The sequence below is a fragment of the Eubacterium ramulus genome, assembly GCF_045002895.1.
GTDB classification, from domain to species: domain Bacteria; phylum Bacillota; class Clostridia; order Lachnospirales; family Lachnospiraceae; genus Eubacterium_I; species Eubacterium_I ramulus.
In genome coordinates this window covers 1,012,362-1,029,734 of sequence record NZ_CP173382.1, presented here as the reverse complement: position 1 = coordinate 1,029,734, position 17,373 = coordinate 1,012,362, and the positions used below count along the sequence as shown (strand labels likewise).

The 17,373-nt window shown below is 44.7% G+C and carries 18 protein-coding genes and 1 tRNA gene; 2 read left to right on the top strand and 17 right to left on the bottom strand.

Annotation, left to right across the window (positions count from 1 at the left end; genetic code table 11):
* Nucleotides 1–8: 8 nt before the first annotated feature.
* From ACIRUQ_RS04620 to ACIRUQ_RS04560, 13 genes are all read right to left on the bottom strand, one after another.
* Complete coding sequence (locus tag ACIRUQ_RS04620; RefSeq protein ID WP_044964072.1) at nucleotides 9–869, bottom strand: NAD(+)/NADH kinase; 861 nt, start codon at nucleotides 867–869, stop codon at nucleotides 9–11.
* A 1-nt stretch (nucleotide 870) separates the two neighbouring features.
* Entirely contained in the window at nucleotides 871–1,674 is an 804-nt protein-coding gene (locus ACIRUQ_RS04615; protein ID WP_021739790.1) for a TlyA family RNA methyltransferase, read from the bottom strand.
* A gap of 89 nt (nucleotides 1,675–1,763) precedes the next feature.
* On the bottom strand, nucleotides 1,764–3,626 hold the full coding sequence (gene dxs / locus ACIRUQ_RS04610; protein ID WP_055288852.1) for a 1-deoxy-D-xylulose-5-phosphate synthase: 1,863 nt from the start codon (nucleotides 3,624–3,626) through the stop codon (nucleotides 1,764–1,766).
* A gap of 9 nt (nucleotides 3,627–3,635) precedes the next feature.
* Complete coding sequence (locus tag ACIRUQ_RS04605) at nucleotides 3,636–4,523, bottom strand: polyprenyl synthetase family protein (RefSeq protein WP_055288855.1); 888 nt, start codon at nucleotides 4,521–4,523, stop codon at nucleotides 3,636–3,638.
* Between the two features lie 13 nt (nucleotides 4,524–4,536).
* Complete coding sequence (xseB, locus tag ACIRUQ_RS04600; protein ID WP_021739787.1) at nucleotides 4,537–4,764, bottom strand: exodeoxyribonuclease VII small subunit; 228 nt, start codon at nucleotides 4,762–4,764, stop codon at nucleotides 4,537–4,539.
* A gap of 4 nt (nucleotides 4,765–4,768) precedes the next feature.
* Nucleotides 4,769–5,983, bottom strand: coding sequence for an exodeoxyribonuclease VII large subunit (gene xseA / locus ACIRUQ_RS04595; protein ID WP_021739786.1), 1,215 nt, complete (start codon nucleotides 5,981–5,983; stop codon nucleotides 4,769–4,771).
* Nucleotides 5,980–6,375: a transcription antitermination factor NusB gene (gene nusB / locus ACIRUQ_RS04590; protein WP_022036410.1), complete on the bottom strand. Its 396-nt coding sequence runs from the start codon at nucleotides 6,373–6,375 to the stop codon at nucleotides 5,980–5,982. The genes xseA and nusB overlap by 4 nt, the downstream gene beginning before the upstream one ends.
* An 87-nt stretch (nucleotides 6,376–6,462) precedes the next feature.
* A complete protein-coding gene (locus tag ACIRUQ_RS04585) occupies nucleotides 6,463–6,846 on the bottom strand; it encodes an Asp23/Gls24 family envelope stress response protein (protein WP_021739784.1) in 384 nt (127 codons plus the stop codon).
* A gap of 81 nt (nucleotides 6,847–6,927) precedes the next feature.
* Nucleotides 6,928–8,400 (bottom strand): chromate transporter, encoded by a 1,473-nt coding sequence (locus ACIRUQ_RS04580; RefSeq protein ID WP_021739783.1) that lies wholly within the window; start codon nucleotides 8,398–8,400, stop codon nucleotides 6,928–6,930.
* A 43-nt stretch (nucleotides 8,401–8,443) separates the two neighbouring features.
* Complete coding sequence (gene ligA, locus ACIRUQ_RS04575; RefSeq protein WP_404856533.1) at nucleotides 8,444–10,465, bottom strand: NAD-dependent DNA ligase LigA; 2,022 nt, start codon at nucleotides 10,463–10,465, stop codon at nucleotides 8,444–8,446.
* Nucleotides 10,466–11,245 (bottom strand): pseudouridine synthase, encoded by a 780-nt coding sequence (locus tag ACIRUQ_RS04570; protein WP_055288857.1) that lies wholly within the window; start codon nucleotides 11,243–11,245, stop codon nucleotides 10,466–10,468.
* 89 nt (nucleotides 11,246–11,334) lie between these two features.
* The gene (locus tag ACIRUQ_RS04565) at nucleotides 11,335–11,787 is read right to left on the bottom strand and encodes a hypothetical protein (protein ID WP_021739780.1); all 453 of its coding nucleotides are present in this window, start codon (nucleotides 11,785–11,787) and stop codon (nucleotides 11,335–11,337) included.
* 126 nt (nucleotides 11,788–11,913) lie between these two features.
* Nucleotides 11,914–13,341 (bottom strand): SH3 domain-containing protein, encoded by a 1,428-nt coding sequence (locus tag ACIRUQ_RS04560; RefSeq protein ID WP_022036406.1) that lies wholly within the window; start codon nucleotides 13,339–13,341, stop codon nucleotides 11,914–11,916.
* A 174-nt stretch (nucleotides 13,342–13,515) separates the two neighbouring features.
* Here ACIRUQ_RS04560 and ACIRUQ_RS04555 point away from each other — a divergent pair.
* Nucleotides 13,516–13,587: transfer RNA gene (locus ACIRUQ_RS04555), tRNA-Arg, on the top strand.
* A gap of 64 nt (nucleotides 13,588–13,651) precedes the next feature.
* Nucleotides 13,652–13,936, top strand: coding sequence for a PqqD family protein (locus ACIRUQ_RS04550; protein WP_167618686.1), 285 nt, complete (start codon nucleotides 13,652–13,654; stop codon nucleotides 13,934–13,936).
* A 51-nt stretch (nucleotides 13,937–13,987) separates the two neighbouring features.
* Here ACIRUQ_RS04550 and ACIRUQ_RS04545 read toward each other — a convergent pair whose 3' ends face one another.
* From ACIRUQ_RS04545 to aroD, 4 genes are read right to left on the bottom strand one after another with little or no spacing between them, the layout of a single operon-like run.
* A complete protein-coding gene (locus ACIRUQ_RS04545; protein WP_021739777.1) occupies nucleotides 13,988–14,143 on the bottom strand; it encodes a hypothetical protein in 156 nt (51 codons plus the stop codon).
* Entirely contained in the window at nucleotides 14,140–15,996 is a 1,857-nt protein-coding gene (locus ACIRUQ_RS04540) for an NAD(P)-dependent oxidoreductase (RefSeq protein ID WP_242853558.1), read from the bottom strand. The genes ACIRUQ_RS04545 and ACIRUQ_RS04540 overlap by 4 nt, the downstream gene beginning before the upstream one ends.
* Before the next feature lie 30 nt (nucleotides 15,997–16,026).
* Nucleotides 16,027–16,539, bottom strand: coding sequence for a shikimate kinase (locus ACIRUQ_RS04535; RefSeq protein WP_022036403.1), 513 nt, complete (start codon nucleotides 16,537–16,539; stop codon nucleotides 16,027–16,029).
* A 31-nt stretch (nucleotides 16,540–16,570) separates the two neighbouring features.
* Entirely contained in the window at nucleotides 16,571–17,335 is a 765-nt protein-coding gene (gene aroD / locus ACIRUQ_RS04530) for a type I 3-dehydroquinate dehydratase (protein WP_022036402.1), read from the bottom strand.
* Nucleotides 17,336–17,373: the final 38 nt, after the last annotated feature.

Below are 17,373 nucleotides of genomic sequence, written 5' to 3'. Positions count from 1 at the left end.
GGCACCTCCTAATGAAATTCCTGCATTTTTTTCCGCAGAATCTGTAAAAAGCTCAACTGATTTAACTTCAAAATTTTTGCATGTGCATCCGCTTTCTGAATTCGAATATTGTCTCCCACTTTCATATGCACGAAACGATCTCCGTCAAAGCTTACCTCGGCTTCCTCATCTTCTTCCTGCCGACGTTTAGCCAAAGTGACATCAATCACAGCATCCGAACCAACCACAATGCTCTTCGCCAGTGCACTGTGTGGATTGATCGGTGTGATCAACATCAGATCCGCTTTTGGATCTACGATCGGACCTCCCGCAGACATGCTGTATCCGGTAGAACCCGTCGGAGTGGAAATGATGATACCATCTGCACTGTAATTGGCCAGATATTCGCCATTCACAGATACGATCAGATTAACTATCTGCGGCAGCCCTGTCCTATGGATAACAATATCATTCAATGCAAATGTTGCTTTTCCGGAACCATCCTTCTGGCTGCTCCCCTTGATCAGCATCCGCGTCTCCAGCTCGTAACGATCTTCAAATAAACGGTCAATGGCATCGTATACCGTACTGCGTTCCAGTTCACACAGATACCCCAGTGTTCCAAGATTGACACCGATCAGTGGGATTCCAATGCTTGCCATATCTCTGGCGGCTCGTACCAGTGTACCGTCACCTCCAAGCACAATGATGCACTCCGCATCGATATCCGATGGCTGAAAACGCCGCAGATTACGCTCCCTCCAGCCGGATTTCGTGCTGACATAATGCATGCATGTACCGCCTTTTGCAATAATGTAATCCGAAATGGCATTGGTCATTGCCAGATTCATATCCTTATGTTCATTGGTAATAATAAAAAACTTCTTCATATTACTTATCAAGCTCTGCATGAGCAGCTTCCACTACTGCTACCGGATCTACGCCTTCCTCCTTTACCGCTGTTTCCTTCTTTTCAATGTGCACCAGATATTCAATATTTCCCTCTGGTCCCTTGATTGGGGAATAAGACAGATGATGTACAGAAAATCCATGCTCCAGAGCAAATGTAACAATGCGTTCCACGACTTCCAGATGTACCGCTTTGTCACGCACAACACCTTTTTTTCCTACCTTTTCGCGCCCTGCTTCAAACTGTGGCTTGATCAGGCAGACCATCTGCCCGCCATCCTTCAACAGATTGCGTGCCGGTTCCAGGATTTTGGTCAGTGAGATAAAAGATACATCCACAGAAGCAAAATCCAGTGCATCATCAATATCCTCCGGCGTCACATAACGGATATTCGTCTTTTCCATACATACAACTCTTGGATCCTGACGCAGTTTCCATGCAAACTGACCATATCCGACATCCACAGAGTATACTTTGGAAGCACCGTTTTGCAGCATACAGTCCGTAAAACCACCGGTAGATGCTCCTATATCCATGCAGATATCACCGTCCAGATTCAGGTCAAACTCATTCATTGCTTTCTCAAGTTTCAAACCACCACGGCTGACATATTTCAAAGTAGTGCCATGAATCTCAATCGGTACATTCTCATCAAAAGAGGAACCCGCTTTGTCCTCCCGCTGATTGTTTACAAACACATTTCCCTCCATGATCATGGCTTTCGCTTTTTCTCTGGAAGGTGCAAGATTTCGTTTTACAAGTAATATATCCAGTCTTTCTTTCATATCTGTTATCTATTTCCTTCTTTTTCACAGGAAAGTTTCCTTTCCCGTTTCAGCTTTCTATGATTCTTTCATTCTTTTTGCCTTTTATTCTAAAGCTTCTGATAAGTTTCAATAATCTTATCTGTCATACTTGCAGCGTCCAGGCCAATCCGTACATGCAGCTGTGATACAGTCCCATGCTGCACAAACTGATCATCAATACCAAAATGCAACACTTTCACAGTTTCATCCGCTGCACTTAAAAATGCTGCCGCAGCATAGCCGAAACCGCCCCGCAGGATATTTTCTTCCATGGTCACTACGAGCAGATGTCCGCTGGCTGCTTTGCGCAAAGCATCGTAATCCAGCGGTTTTACAAAACGTGCATTGATCAGAGAACAGTCATATCCCCGTTCATGCAGAAGTTCATGTACTTTCAACGCTTCTTCCATCATATTTCCCACCGCAAAGATGGCAATCTGCCGTTCTTCGAAGATCCATTCACTCTGTCCGTAAACAATCGGAGCACGGTGTTCTTTCAGACCATCGTATGCTGTTCCACGGGGATAACGCAGCGCAACCGGTCCTTCCTGTCGGAATGCAAACCGCAGCATGTCTGCCAATTCCCATTTATTCTTTGGCGCCAGCACCATCATGTTCGGAATCATCCCAAGATACGACAGGTCAAACACACCCTGATGCGTCTCGCCGTCTGCGCCCACCAGACCTGCCCGGTCAACAGCAAAGACCACCGGAAGATTCTGCATACAAATATCATGAACGATCTGGTCAAATCCGCGCTGCAGGAAAGAAGAGTACACTGCAAACACCGGATGCATTCCGGCTGCTGCCAGTCCGGCTGCAAACGTCACGGCATGTCCTTCTGCAATTCCCACATCAAAAAAGCGCGCCGGATATTCCGCCCGAAACCGCTTCAGCCCGGTACCGTCCGCCATAGCTGCTGTGATTGCAACCACCCGGTCATCCTTTGCCGCAATCTTCGTAATAACCGTGGAAAACACATCGGTATAGTTCGGTTTTTCCTTTTTCACCAGTGGCTGTCCACTTGGAATATCAAAAGGTCCTATACCATGAAACCGATCCGGATGTTCCTCTGCAGGTTGATATCCACGGCCTTTTTCCGTCTGCACATGTACAACCACCGCACCGTTAACTTTTTTTGCCTCCCGCAGAATCCGTACCAGATCCATCAGATTATGTCCATCCACCGGTCCCAGATAAGTGATTCCCATATTTTCAAAAATCATGCCCGGAATCAGCAGCTGTTTCAAACTGCTCTTTGTCTTTCGGATTCTGCGGACCACATGTTCTCCGTAAGGCAGACGCTCCAACGAATTGTGTACGCCGGACTTGAACTCCTGGTATGCTTCCGCAGTTCGCAAAGAGGCCAGATGCTGAGATAATCCTCCTACATTTTCCGAAATAGACATTTTATTATCATTCAGCACAATAATCATGTTGGTCTGAAGTTCTGCCGCATTGTTCAGAGCTTCAAAAGCCGGTCCACCCGTCAATGCACCATCACCAATAACAGATACCACATGATAGTCCTCTCCCAGAAGATCTCTGGCTCTCGCATATCCAAGACCTGCTGAGATAGAAGTAGAACTGTGTCCGGTGTCAAAAGCATCACAATCACTCTCAGAGCGTTTCGGAAAACCGCTTATGCCATCCAGCTGCCGCAAATGCTCAAATTCCCACTTTCGTCCTGTCAGGATTTTATGAGTATAAGACTGATGTCCTACATCCCAGATCAGCTTATCCTCTGGAAAATTCAGTACCAGATGCAGCGCCATAGTAAGTTCCACCACACCAAGATTGGAGGCCAGATGACCACCTGTTTTTGAAATATGTTCGATCAGGAACTGTCGGATTTCTCCCGGCAGTTCCTCCAGCTGTGCCTCATTTAAATATTTTATATCATTCGCCTGATTGATTCGATCCAGTACCATTTTTATCCCCTATTTTTTTCTGTGAATTAAATATCTGATCAATTCATTCAGGAATACATTTTTCTCTGAAAGCGATGCCACTCCCTCTAATGCACGCTCAGATATTTTTTCGACATCCTTTTGGGCTTGTGCAAGCCCACGGATCGTCACATAAGTCGTTTTGTGATTTTTCTCATCACTACCAATAGGTTTTCCAAGTGTCTCCATGTCACTGGTCACATCCAGAATATCATCCTGAATCTGAAAGGCCAGCCCCACATCTTTTGCCACCTGCAAAATCGCCTGCTGTTCTTTCTCAGAAGCACCTGCCAGCACTGCGCCGATCAGCATGGAAGCTTCTATAAGTGCACCTGTTTTTAAATCGTAGATAAAATCCAGTTTTTCCCGCTCCAGCGGTTGTCCCTCCGATTCCACATCTACCACCTGACCGCCCAGCATGCCATAGATACCGGCTTTCTGCGCCAGGATCTGAACAGCTCTTGCCACCGCAGGATTACCGACATCCTGCATCAGGCCTTTGCACGCTGTCTCAAAGGCAAAATTCAGCAGTGCATCTCCTGCAAGGATTCCCATTGCTTCACCATAAACCACATGGGTTGTTTTTCTTCCACGACGATAATCATCATTGTCCATCGCCGGAAGATCATCGTGAATCAGAGAATACGTATGGATCATCTCAATCGCAGCCATAAATGGTTCAATAATATCAGAGCTTCCGCCAAACAGCCTGTAAGTCTCCTGCATCAGCATTGGCCGCAGCCGCTTACCTCCTGCCAGAAAACTGTAATTCATGGCTTCCATAACTGTTTTCTGATATCCGCTCTCTTTCGGCAGATATTTTGTTATGATTGCCTCTACCTGAGTGGTATGCTCTGCAATTTCTTTGTTGATATCCATCATTCGCACCTCTCTATTCAAAGGGAACTTCTGTCCCGTCTTCTGTAATCTGAAGCATCTTCTTTTCTACAGTATCCAGCTTCTGATTGCAACGTTGTATTTTTTTCATTCCCTGTTCATACAGCATAAATGCATCCTCCAGAGAAAGTTCCGGATTTTCCATGTCCGCAAGAATATTCCCCAGCTGTTCAAACAGTTCTTCTAATGATTCTTTTGATTCCGTCGGTTCCATTGTTTCCATCTCTCTACACTACTCCGTTTTCTTCGGTTCTACAGACTATTGCCGTAATCTTTCCGTCCAGCAGTTGTGCCTGGATCGTATCATCCACCTGCACTTGCATCACGGACTGAATCGGTCTTCCATCCATCCTGCTCAAAAAAGCATACGAGCCCTGCAGCTTTTTCAGCGGTGAACATCCATCCAGCTTGGCTGCATACATTTCCAACTGATGTCGTTTTTTCTGCAAAAATTCCTGCATCTGCCGTTCCAGTTCTTCCTCCAGATCCGTCAGATACTGCCGCTTCTGCAATAGCTGATTTTTTGGATGCAATGCTTTTAACTGCAGCTGATACTCCCGGATTCTGCCTCTGGCAAATTCCATCCGTTGTTTCATCTGGTGGAACATTCTCTGTGCACTCATATCCAGCCGTTCCCGCACCTGTTCATAATCAAAAACCGCCAATTCCGCTGCAGCAGAAGGCGTCGGTGCACGTAAATCTGCCACATAATCGGCAATTGTGTAATCTGTTTCATGTCCTACAGCTGATATCACCGGAACCGAACATTCAAAAATAGCCCGTGCGACAATTTCTTCATTAAATGCCCACAGGTCCTCCATTGATCCACCGCCTCGTCCGACGATGATCACATCTACATTTTTCTGTTCCATCGCATAAATACCCTGCACGATGGATGCGGCTGCTCCTTCACCCTGCACAAGTGCAGGATACAGCAACAATTGTACATACGGATTCCTTCGATGGGAAATATTCTGAATGTCGCGGATCGCAGCTCCCGTAGGAGCAGTTACAATACCGACTCGTGACGCATAACGGGGAATGTCACGCTTATACTCCTGCGCAAACATTCCCATCTCCTCAAGTTCTTTCTTCCGCTCCATAAATTTCTGATACAGAATTCCAACACCATCACGGGTCACCTGCTGTGCATACAGCTGATACTGTCCGTCACGCTCATAGATGCGGATTTCTCCCAGCACGACCACACGGTCTCCCACATCCATATGAAAAGTAAGACCTTTGTCCACACTTCCGCGAAACATTACCGCTTTCAGTACACCGGTTTCATCTTTCAGGGTGAAATAAATATGCCCGGAACTGTGATATTTGCAGTTCGAGATTTCTCCGCGAACTGCAATATGTCCCATCATAAAATCCTGTGCAAACATGTTCTGAATATAAGAATTTACCTGTCCGACAGAATAAACATTCCTTCTCATGCCAGTCCGGATAAAATTCCGTTTACAAATGCCGGTCCCTGATCAGAACCATATGCTTTTGCCAGTTCAACTGCTTCATTAATGGAAACAGACACCGGAATATCTTCTTCATATTTAATCTCGTAGGCTGCCAGACGCAGAATTGAAAGCTCTGCTTTTGCCATACGGGTTGTCTTCCAATTTTTAGATGCAGCATTTAAACTGGAATCCAGATCATCCAGATGTTCCACAATGCTGTGTACCTTATTTAAAATATAGTCAGCTTCTTTCTGACGAATTTCTCCAAGTTCTTCCATGTACAGTGCAATCTGTTCATCCAGTTCCTCCGCACTGTGAAATTCTACTCCAAACAGAATTTTAAAAATCTGCTCTCTCTGTTCTCTTCGGCTCATGTTATCCTCCATCTATTATCTCCATCGGGAATCTGTTCCCGCGGCTGCCAAAAGGCAAATCTTTACTCACAAATCGAGTAGGTTGCCCTACTCGACTGCACTCTTCATGTCAACATCTGCGATTCTGACATTTACACCGGATACCTCAAGCCCTGTCATATTCTCAATTGCTGCTTTCACTTTTTCCTGTACGTTGCCGGATACCGCCGGAATTGCATAACCGTAAGCAATGTTAATCGTTACAAATACTTCAATCTTGCCTTCCTCTGTTACTTCCACACGGACACCTTTGGACAGGTTCTTCATTCCAAGACGGCTTACCAGCTCTTTTGTGATATTTCCGCCCATAGAGCATACACCCTCTACCTCAGTGGCAGCAAGACCTGCGATGATCGTGATGACTTCTTCTGCTATCTGCACTTCACCAAGTCCGTCTTCTTTGATTTTTAATCCTTTTCTATCTTCAGCCATGGAAAAACCTCCTATTTAAAATTCATTTTTAGATATTATTTATTAGTATACCAAATTATTTTCCATTTGAAAACTTATTTTTTACGGGATTGATGCAAACACATTACACATGGCCAGAGAAGCAGCCGCGGAAAACAGCACACTCTGCAACGGACGTACCACGCCACGTCTGCGCCAGAAAACATTCAATAAAATCACACCTATTGTCAATAATGCCATTCCGGCTTTCGGCCAGCCATACCATCCTGCAAGATTCACATTCTGATACAGCATGGAAGTACTGACAGATAAAAGCAAACCAGCTACAATCGGACGCATATACGTCTGCAAAACCTGAAAAATCCGCAGATTTTCAAACTGTTCATAAATATATACCACGGCGGAAAATGTACCACCGGAAGCGGCAATGCTACAGGCGAATCCACACAATGCCACAAAAATCCCGCACCAGACGCCGCCATCCTGACAACCAAGTATGTATCCCACTCCAGCAAGAATCTTGCACAAAATAGAACCCGGCAGTCCATTTGCCACTGAAGCAATCTGAAAATAAAATTCATCATGACTGATCATGCCGGTATTCACAAACATCCCATTCGCTACCGCCAAATAGGCATCGCCGCCGCCAAAAGAAAGAACCGCTGAGATCAGGCCACGGACAGCAAACCGCAGTGTATTACCAAAACAGAGCAGAGCCGGTACAGACAAAAGCATCAGCAATAATGTCCAACCAAGCTCTTCCTGCACCAGTTTTTTCAATGCCTTCCAGGAAAAAGAAATTTTCCCTTCAATTCCGTTGCACAGTCCATAAATTGACAGCGCGATCATGGTAAGGCGCAACCCAAACAGCACCTTTGAACTGCTGATCAGATGCATCTGTCCCACACACAGGCAATATGCCACTGTGATCACCGTTGAAAGGATAATCCTGCTCCACCGGAACCTGCCGCCGGTAAAAAAGATGATAAAAAACGCCGCACACAGCACATCAATCGTCGCTATATCAAACACAGGCGTCCGATTGATACCAAACAGCTGAAAAACATCTTTTCCTGAAGTCAGCAAAAACACCAGGAACATAAAGACGGTCCCGCTCTTTGCCATTCCTTTTTCCCGACATTCCCGAAAAGTTCCCTTTGCGTACATCAGCAACATATAAATGATATACGCAGTCACGCCTACAGAAGCGAACAGAATCTGTTGCAATATCCGCTCACCGGAACTGTTGATCAGCATCAGAATCAGCACCGTCAGAAAGGTTCCCGGCAGTCCCATCAGAACTGCTGACAAAAGCATTCCCGGTATGCCACACACCTTACGGCCCACACCTGCTGCCACTTCCACCGGCAGTGCTCCCGGTGTAATGTTTGCCACTACCACATCTTTGGTATACTCATCTTTGTCGATCAGCTTCTTTTCATACACCACTTCCGATTCAATCACCGGAACCAATGCGGTTCCACCGCCAAATCCGATGCATCCGATCTTAAACATGGTAAACAACAATTCTTTCATATTTAGATTTTTATCACTGTTTTGTTTCTTCTTCCTCATCTGATTACTTTCTTTTCAATCCGTGTTAATACATCATTTGTTTTTATGCAGTTTCAGGTTGAATCATCTGTAAAAATTCAGTTTCACTGAGTACAGGAATACCAAGATCCTGTGCCTTTGTCAGTTTACTACCGGCATTTTCACCTGCCAGCACATAACTTGTTTTCTTAGAGACGCTTCCGGCCGCCTTTCCACCATTTTTTTCAATCAGTTCCTGTGCTTCTTTTCGCCCCAGCGTTGGCAGTGTACCGGTTACAACAATGGTCATGCCTGCTAATGTATCTCCGGTTTCTTCCGCCTCGGACATATGCATATTGACACCTGCCTGCTGCAGCCGTGCAATGATGTCCTGATTTTTCTCGCTTGCAAAATATTTTAGAATACATTCTGCACTGACTTCTCCGATATCATTTACAGCAAGCAATTCTTCTTTTCCGGCTTTCTGCAATGCTTCAATACTGCCAAATTGGCGCATGATCGACTTTGCTGCTGCTTTTCCTACATTTTGGATGCCAAAACCGGTAAGCAGACGAAACGGTTCATTGTTTTTGCTGTTTTCAATAGCATCTAACAATTTATCGGTATTCTTTTCTTTCCCAATGATTCCCTGCTCGATCAGTTCCTCACGATGCTTTTTCAATGAATAAATATCTGCGATATCCTGCAGAAAACCTCTGCGCACCAGTTCCTCGATATAAACCGTTCCAAATCCCTTGATATCCATGGCATCTCTTCCGACAAAGTTGATGATATGCCGTTCTAACTGAGCCGGACGATCCGGGGATACACAACGGATATCAGCGGTGTCTTTTTCCCGGACAGTTTTCGCTCCACAGACCGGACAGGTATCCGGTATCTGAAAACGCTGCCAGTGCTCCGGCCGTTTTTCTCTGCGTACTTCCTTGATTTTCGGAATAATCTCACCAGATTTGTATACCACGATCGTATCTCCGATTCCAATATCCAGATCATTGATAAAATCCTGGTTGTGCAAAGTAGCACGGGATACAGATGTCCCGCACAGACGCACCGGTTCAAAAATCGCTGTCGGTGTAATTCTTCCGGTTCTTCCAACGGAAAGTTCGATATCCAGAAGTTTTGTTTCCTTCTCCTCCGGCGGATATTTGTATGCGATCGCCCAACGTGGTACTTTGGATGTCGCCCCCAGAATCTCACGGTCTGCAATCGAATTGATCTTTACGACCGCACCATCAATATCATACGCCAGGTTTCCTCTGTTCTCACCAATCTTGCAGATGGCATCCCAGACCTCATCTGCAGTATGACAGACCCGATAATCATTAATAACCGGAACCCCCTGCTTTTTCAGATATTCATACCCTTCCACATGGGTTTTGAACTCCCGGCCACGGACTTCCTGTACATTAAAAATAAACATAGACAAATTGCGCTGTTTTGTAATGCTGCTGTCCAGCTGACGCAGCGTACCTGCCGCACAGTTTCGCGGATTTGCAAATGTCTTTTTTCCAAGCATCTCCTGTGTTTCGTTTACTTTTTCAAAATCCGCATTCTTCATATAGACTTCTCCACGGATTTCAATATAAGGCAGCGGATCTTTCATCTTTTTCTTTACATCATGGATTACTTTCGCATTGGCTGTTACATCTTCTCCCTGGATGATGCCGTCTCCTCTGGTCACCGCCAGTTTTAATGCCCCATCCTCATAGCGAAGCGCCATGGAAAGCCCGTCAATCTTATATTCCACCACAAATTCCGGATGCTCCAGCTGTTGCTGCATTTCTTCCACAAAAGCATAGACTTCCTCTTTGGAAAACACATCCTGCAGACTCAGCATCGGTACATTATGCCGCACCAGCACGCCTGCGGTTCTCTTTGCCGTTCCACCAACCTTCTGTGTCGGTGAATCCGGTGTCACAAATTCCGGATGCTCCTTTTCTAATTTTTTCAGTTGCTGCATCAGCATATCATATTCATAATCTGTGATCTCCGGATCATCCATATTATAATACCGGTTGCTGTGATATTCGATTTTTCTGCGCAGTTCATCAATCTGTGTCTGCACCTGTTCCATTCTCTGCTCCATCTATCTCTTACCCTCGCTTCTCTTATGCTGACCTTTCGGTGCACTGTATGACTGTGCAGTCAGCTTTTTCAATTTCCGCATCTCCTCTGCAGTCAATTCCCGGTAAGTACCCGGTGCAAGATCCCCCAACAGAACATTCATCACTCTGGTACGAACCAGACGTGTCACCCGATATCCGCAGGTCTCACACATTCTGCGAATTTGCCTGTTATACCCCTGGGTCAATATAATACGAAAGGTTCGGTCATTCACTTTTGTTACTGTGCATGGTCTTGTATGTACATCCAGTTCTTCCAGATACAGACCACCAGACATCTGCCGCAAAAACTCCGGTGTGATCTTCTGATCCACCGTCACTACATATTCTTTTTCATGATAATTTCCGGCCCGCATCATTTTATTCACCAAATCACCCTGATTCGTCAGCAGGATCAGCCCCTCGGAGTCTTTATCCAGGCGCCCCACCGGGTAAATTCGTTTCGGATAGTTGATAAAATCAATAATATTCTGTTTTTCCCGTTTTTCTGCCGTACAGACGATGCCCACCGGCTTATGAAAAGCAATCATAATTTCTTCTGTCTCCGGATGTACTTCTTTCCCACAGAAAATAACCTTCATCCCCGGCAACACCCGGTCTCCGTTCACGGCCTGACGCCCATTGATCCATACATTTCCGTTCTCAATCTCACGATCTGCCGCGCGCCGGGAACATATCCCGGCTTCGCTCAGATACTTATTAATACGGATTCCTTCCTGTTGTTCTCTCTTCATTATATCCATCTGCATTTCTCTTTCTCACTGATTTACTGATTCTGTATTCAAGCGGTTCTACTGCTTCCTCTTCTTAATTTCTGCATACTTTTCGTATGCTATGATTCTTCCGGATATCTGCAGTAAGTATACATTTTTCTCAGATTATCTGATTCAAAATCCACCATTTCCTTTGCCAGCTCTGTGGCGTAAATCCCAGCATTCCGATACTTGTGAATAGCATTTTTGAGTTCCTTTACACCACGTTCATTTCCTTTTCCGATGAGATCCGCCACATCCTCGGTTCTGTTCTGTAATGCCTGTTTCATACGGATTGCAGTTACCAGCATAGCTGTGGCAATTGGCTTTGGTTCCGACGGCTCACTGCCGTTTTCCCGCAGACGTATCCCGGCCTTTCGGGCAAACTGTTCCATTTTGTCTGCCTGTACATTCAGTTCATACGCAAACTCTTCATCATACACATCTTTGAGCACCTGGTTAATTGCCGCTACACCCATACCGGAGTTTCGGCAGATTTCCTGTAAAAGATAGTTTTCGTCTTTCTGTGTCATGACAGATACCTCCTCTTTTTGATTTAGTATTGTCCTGCAGCACAAAAACTATGCAGATTTCGAATCCCCGTTTTATACACATATCAAAAGGGAACAGTTAACCTGTCCCCTCTCTCTGTTTTTTACTTACTGCTGTTGGGTGGTAATGTACTCACTCTTGACATATCCAACGATATCACCGGTCTTAACTTTAACCCAGCCATTTGCTGTCACCGCCAGCTGGCGCAGTTCAGACCCCTGGAATGCAGATGCCAGTACGGCGGACTGTTCGTTTGGTTCCTGTCTGATATTCATGGTTTCCGTCGCATAGACCCATGCCTTTTGTTCAACTTCTGTGGTATCTGCCACCTGTGTCTGATCCGGCTGTGTTACTTCCGGCTGTTGTACCGGCTGATCTGTAATCGGGGGATCCGGCTGCTGTATCTGCTGCTCAGTCTGATCCTGCTGGGCAACCTGATTTGCTGCTTCCTGCGCTTTCTGCTCTGCCAGCTGCTGCTGCTGTATCTCCCACTCACTGACTGCATTCGGAATCGTTACTTCCAACAGATTTTGCAGATTTGCATCGGCATTTACCGCATCTTCATAACGGGTCTGCACGTTTGCCTGCAAAGCAATGATATCCGCTCCATTCTGGAAATCAGAAATCAGCTGACGGATCGTATCGTCAATCGGGTTCTCCTGATAACTCATATTAAAGGGGCTGTATACATTATCAATATAATACTTGCCCTGCTCGTTGGTCTTTACATAAAAACAGTCAAGCCCCGGAGCTGCAGTATCCACATTTTTGTATTTCAGATCAAATGCCACTATCACAATAAAAGAACTGTCATCTGCACCAGTCTTGGTATAACAGGTAATGTTATTGTATTTTTCAATATACTGACTGTACATGGAGATATAGCTTTTCTCCATGTCGGAAATTGGATTTGCAAACTCCAGCATCTCACCGGTATTTCCGGATGCATAAGATGCATAATAATTTTCCATCAACGTATTGATCTCAGCATACTGATCGGTTTCATATTCCTGTGCGGACAGTGCCTGGTTCTTATTCGCTGCTGCTTTTTTTGCTTTCATATTCTTAACACCTATGGCAGCTGCACTGACACCTACTACTACAACAAGACATCCAATGCCTACGAAAGCAATATTCCGACGCATAAAGGCAACAGATTTCTCCTTTTTCGCCTCTCTGGCATCCACACTTCTGCGCAATGTCTTTTTCTTTGACACAAATTCATGGGAAATCGGTTTTCCTTCAGCCATCCGGGACTTGTCCTTTACACTCTCTTCCGAAATAAATTCCAGTTCCTCCAGAATGTCCGATTTTTCCTTTTCTTTTCTATGATGATGTAACCGGTTTTCAAACATATGTTTCTGTGTATGATCTGTTTTTTTCTTTTTATCTTTTCTATCTTCCATTTTATTACTCTTCTTTCCGTTGCTTACAATATCCGGAATCTCATAAATATCATCGTCTGTATGATCTACTTTTTTATTATAATTTTCATTATTGTTCACAGAACTTTTTTTCTTATCAAAATCTGACATTTTTTACCTCCGATATTTCGCCTAACATCATACCACAGGGAAAAAACTACGTCTAGGCATTTTCCGAAAAGTTTATGAAATAGTCATAGAATATTTCAGATTTAACAAAAAATGTTTTGATTTTTTTCAAGTTATGTGTTATGATGTTTTCTGTTGAGTCAATCAACCAGTTAAGCAACCGTAGTCTAACGGATAGAACACAGGACTCCGACTCCTGCAATGTGGGTTCGATTCCCGCCGGTTGCATTTTCCCCCGGTTTCATGCCGGGGGATTTTTTATCTGATTATACCTTTGGAAATGGAGATTTTCATGTTAAAACAACAACAAGGCTATGTGTTAAGCAAAATCGGTCCTCACACCTATCTATTACCTTACGGACAGAGCATTGCCGATCAGAAACACGGCATAATAATAAACGAAACCGGTGAATTTCTGTGGAAGATGCTGGAAACGCCACAATCCATGGACACGCTCATAACTGCACTCGCCGGACATTATCATATGGACATAACAGCATTACAACTGCTTTCATCCACCGTCCCTGTATATTTTCTGTTTTCCGGATATATCCCAAAAACAGATATATTGCCGTAATTACTGTATTGACCAGCAGCAACATTATAATCAACCTGATATGTCTGTCCATCATTCTATCTCCACAGCCACGACCGGATATCCTTTTTTCTCAAATCGCTGCTCCACAAATACCGCATCCGTTCTTCCGGTATTTGTCAACAGAACATATAATTTTTCATCCGCACGCATTCCCATATAATCTGTACTTCGCAGCAACCCTCTCATATCACTGCAGATTTTTTATATCTTTCCGGCTGTTCCGAAACACACAACAGGGTATACTGTGTCAGATTGCGTCCCTGCGCGTGTTCATATGCCCTGACAAGCGATTCAAAAGCTTCCGGCTCCAGGATCTCACTGCCTTCCCGATAACGTGCTTCTTCCAGTGCCTTTATATACCGCTGTGCACGGAGAACCGCATTCTGGATCAGATAACTGACAACCGTCAGAAAATTTGCTTCTCCCAGTGTCATATGCTCCCAGCTTAATCCCCATACCATAATGATCAGCCGGATTTCTTCTTCCTCGTAAATAGCAGTTGCCATAAGCGGATACTCCTCAGCCATCGCTTTGTTAATATATACTCTCCGCTCTGCAAGTTCCTGATAAATATCCGGCATCTGCTGTTCCAGTCTGGATGTAATCTGGTAAATCTTTCCGATACTGTCCTGATGTCCGATCAGCTGTTGCTCCATAGCAGCCTTAATCCGAACATTTGTTGCATTGATCTCCTGCAAATCTGCAATTTGCCCGGTCAGATGCTCTTCCATCTCCAGACTTTCCCTTCGGATCATCCGGATCTGATCCCGCATATACCCAACGATCAGTCCGAGGATAAATAACTGTGCTATCCACACATATGTATTATAATCCAGCACTACTTCAAATCCTGTCCTTTGATACATCTGCCGGAACAGATATCCCGCAACTGCGCAGACAGCCGAAAAAGTTGCCTGCTGCTGTCCATAAATAATCGCAAAAACCAGTACATACAGCAGATACGGATCCAGATTCGTAAAATACGCACTGTCAGTCATCCTGTTATTCAACATAAAGAACGGAATGAAACATAACAAGTTTTCCACAAATGGAACTATAACCTGAAACACCCATTTCCATTTCTTCCAGAGAATTTTCCACCATGAATCCCGGCTCTCCTGATACTTATCAAACCGTTCTTCATGTTTTCTCATATAATCAATGGTCTGGCCAATAATTTCATCCAGTTCAAAAATTGTATGCATTCCAAATTCTTCTTGAAACCGCTTTCCACTGAGAATACAGCGCTTGTCATACTTTGAAACTGTCACAATGCTTGATCCGTTGTTCAGACATTTCTGAATCCGTCCTGCCAGTTCCACCTCACTGATCACACAGTCTGATGACAGATGATACAGATAAAATTTATGTTCCCTGCTCTTTACGATCTGAAAAATAAATTCTACAGCATCCTGCTCATAGAGCATGGCAAATTCATGATTGCTGTCTGCGCTGATACATCCATCCCGCATACTTTCCAGGCACATCCGGGCACACACACTGTGAATCTCCGGTGCGCTTTCCGGAATGCAGAACAAATGATCCAGACGCAGGATCAAAAGATCTAATTTCCAGTTTTTTCTGTAATTGTTACAAATTTCTTCTGCCTGGATCAGCGTCGTTCCACGATATCCCGTTGTCTCTGGTGGAATATCCTCAGTCAGTGCATTTTCATGATAGCCTTCATATACTTCATGAGAAGATAAAAAAATAAATTTACCCATCCGGATCGTAGAATATGCCACCAGCACATTCATAAGATCCGATGTGAAACGTACGGTCTCCCGTTCCTCGGACATCCAGCGGTAATTCGGATCAAAAGCCCCGGTATAGATTGTTATATCCGGACGAACACTTTCCATAATCTCTTGCAGATTTTCACTGCTGTAGGCAAAATTGTACCGTTCAAATACCGGTTCATATTTCTGTTTTTTATACCGGTCTCCTGTCAGCAGAAATATTCGGTGTCCTTCTTTTTTAAATTTCACAATCAAACTGTTGATCAGGCTTCCAGATCCGCCTATCAGTAATACATTCATATACCAGTAAACCTTTCCCGGATTTTATGTTCACATTTCGCCGGCCGCCGCCAGAATTTCCATTGCAATCTGCTCCGGTGTTTTTCCATCTGTTGACACGCTGATGTCACAGGCTCCCGCATACAGTGCCCGACGCTTTTCCATCAGGGATGCAATATACTCCACATTCATATGACCGTTAAGCAGCGGTCGGTCTGTGCTGTTCTTTACCCGTTGGTATACTGTCTCCGGTGTTGCTGTCAGCAACACGATCCTGCCGCTCTCCTTCATTATCTGTGTATTTTCCTGCCGCAGTACCGCACCGCCGCCGCAGGATACGATTGCCGAAGCAGACTTTGCAATCTCACATACAGCATCCGTCTCCCGGTCTCTGAAATAAGTCTCACCGTATTTTTCAAACATTTCATTGATAGACAAGGCATTTTTCTCTACGATCCATGCATCCATATCGATTTCTTCAGCCCCTGTCAGTTCCCGTAACTTATGCGAAATCGTTGTTTTACCAGTTCCCATAAAACCAATCAGATAAATATGTTGTTTCATCACAATTTTCCTCGTATCTTAATGTTTTTATTTATTCCAGTCCCTTGTGGATTATCTGCAGAATATGTTCCAGCTGACCAGCCGGAATCTGTCCCGGTGCAGAAATCTCCCCAACAGCGCCAAAAGTGATGCAGGATCCGAAGATTTCTCCGGCCATACGACTGACTACTCCAAGAGCACCCATAGACATGGTAACAACCGGAAGCGTCGGATATTTCTGCCTGATGTCATTGGTCAGTTTCAATAAACGTACCACATCATCTGCATTTTTCGGCATTACTGCCAGTTTTGCCACATCAGCTCCACCCTGCTGCATCTGTTCCATCAGCATCCGCAGAATCCGGTCATCCGGAGTTTCATCAAAATCATGATGGGAAGCAATGACACGCACACCCATCCGCTGAAACCGGCGGATTTCTTTTTCCGGTTTTGTGGCCTCAAAAAACTCCAGATCTATAAGATCCGCACAACCACTTTTTGCTGCCAGTTCATTCAGCTTCAGGATTTTCCACTCTTCCATCTTGCGGCTTCCGCCCTGTTGTTTTGTCCGAAAAGTGAAAAGGAAAATGGTATGCTCCAGTACCGGACGTATTACCTGCAGCACTTCACTCACCGCATGGAAATCATCGACTTCTTCAAAACAATCCACACGCCACTCGATCATTTGCACCTTTTGTTCCGCCAGAAAACGGATATTAGTAATGACTTCTTCCTTTTTTAGAGCCACCACCGGCACACAGATCACCGGCTGACCATCTCCAATTCGTATTCCTTTTATTTCAAATGCATTTTGCATAATGTTCCTCCGTTCCATTATTTACGCTTAACATTTTC

What these genes read in the sequence shown, in the direction of transcription:
- ACIRUQ_RS04620 (WP_044964072.1), bottom strand. Translation starts at nt 869, where the DNA reads ATGAAGAAGTTTTTTATTATTACCAATGAACATAAGGATATGAATCTG.
- ACIRUQ_RS04615 (WP_021739790.1), bottom strand. Translation starts at nt 1,674, where the DNA reads ATGAAAGAAAGACTGGATATATTACTTGTAAAACGAAATCTTGCACCT.
- dxs (WP_055288852.1), bottom strand. Translation starts at nt 3,626, where the DNA reads ATGGTACTGGATCGAATCAATCAGGCGAATGATATAAAATATTTAAAT.
- ACIRUQ_RS04605 (WP_055288855.1), bottom strand. Translation starts at nt 4,523, where the DNA reads ATGGATATCAACAAAGAAATTGCAGAGCATACCACTCAGGTAGAGGCA.
- xseB (WP_021739787.1), bottom strand. Translation starts at nt 4,764, where the DNA reads ATGGAAACAATGGAACCGACGGAATCAAAAGAATCATTAGAAGAACTG.
- xseA (WP_021739786.1), bottom strand. Translation starts at nt 5,983, where the DNA reads ATGAGAAGGAATGTTTATTCTGTCGGACAGGTAAATTCTTATATTCAG.
- nusB (WP_022036410.1), bottom strand. Translation starts at nt 6,375, where the DNA reads ATGAGCCGAAGAGAACAGAGAGAGCAGATTTTTAAAATTCTGTTTGGA.
- ACIRUQ_RS04585 (WP_021739784.1), bottom strand. Translation starts at nt 6,846, where the DNA reads ATGGCTGAAGATAGAAAAGGATTAAAAATCAAAGAAGACGGACTTGGT.
- ACIRUQ_RS04580 (WP_021739783.1), bottom strand. Translation starts at nt 8,400, where the DNA reads ATGAGGAAGAAGAAACAAAACAGTGATAAAAATCTAAATATGAAAGAA.
- ligA (WP_404856533.1), bottom strand. Translation starts at nt 10,465, where the DNA reads ATGGAGCAGAGAATGGAACAGGTGCAGACACAGATTGATGAACTGCGC.
- ACIRUQ_RS04570 (WP_055288857.1), bottom strand. Translation starts at nt 11,245, where the DNA reads ATGGATATAATGAAGAGAGAACAACAGGAAGGAATCCGTATTAATAAG.
- ACIRUQ_RS04565 (WP_021739780.1), bottom strand. Translation starts at nt 11,787, where the DNA reads ATGACACAGAAAGACGAAAACTATCTTTTACAGGAAATCTGCCGAAAC.
- ACIRUQ_RS04560 (WP_022036406.1), bottom strand. Translation starts at nt 13,341, where the DNA reads ATGTCAGATTTTGATAAGAAAAAAAGTTCTGTGAACAATAATGAAAAT.
- ACIRUQ_RS04550 (WP_167618686.1), top strand. Translation starts at nt 13,652, where the DNA reads ATGTTAAAACAACAACAAGGCTATGTGTTAAGCAAAATCGGTCCTCAC.
- ACIRUQ_RS04545 (WP_021739777.1), bottom strand. Translation starts at nt 14,143, where the DNA reads ATGAGAGGGTTGCTGCGAAGTACAGATTATATGGGAATGCGTGCGGAT.
- ACIRUQ_RS04540 (WP_242853558.1), bottom strand. Translation starts at nt 15,996, where the DNA reads ATGAATGTATTACTGATAGGCGGATCTGGAAGCCTGATCAACAGTTTG.
- ACIRUQ_RS04535 (WP_022036403.1), bottom strand. Translation starts at nt 16,539, where the DNA reads ATGAAACAACATATTTATCTGATTGGTTTTATGGGAACTGGTAAAACA.
- aroD (WP_022036402.1), bottom strand. Translation starts at nt 17,335, where the DNA reads ATGCAAAATGCATTTGAAATAAAAGGAATACGAATTGGAGATGGTCAG.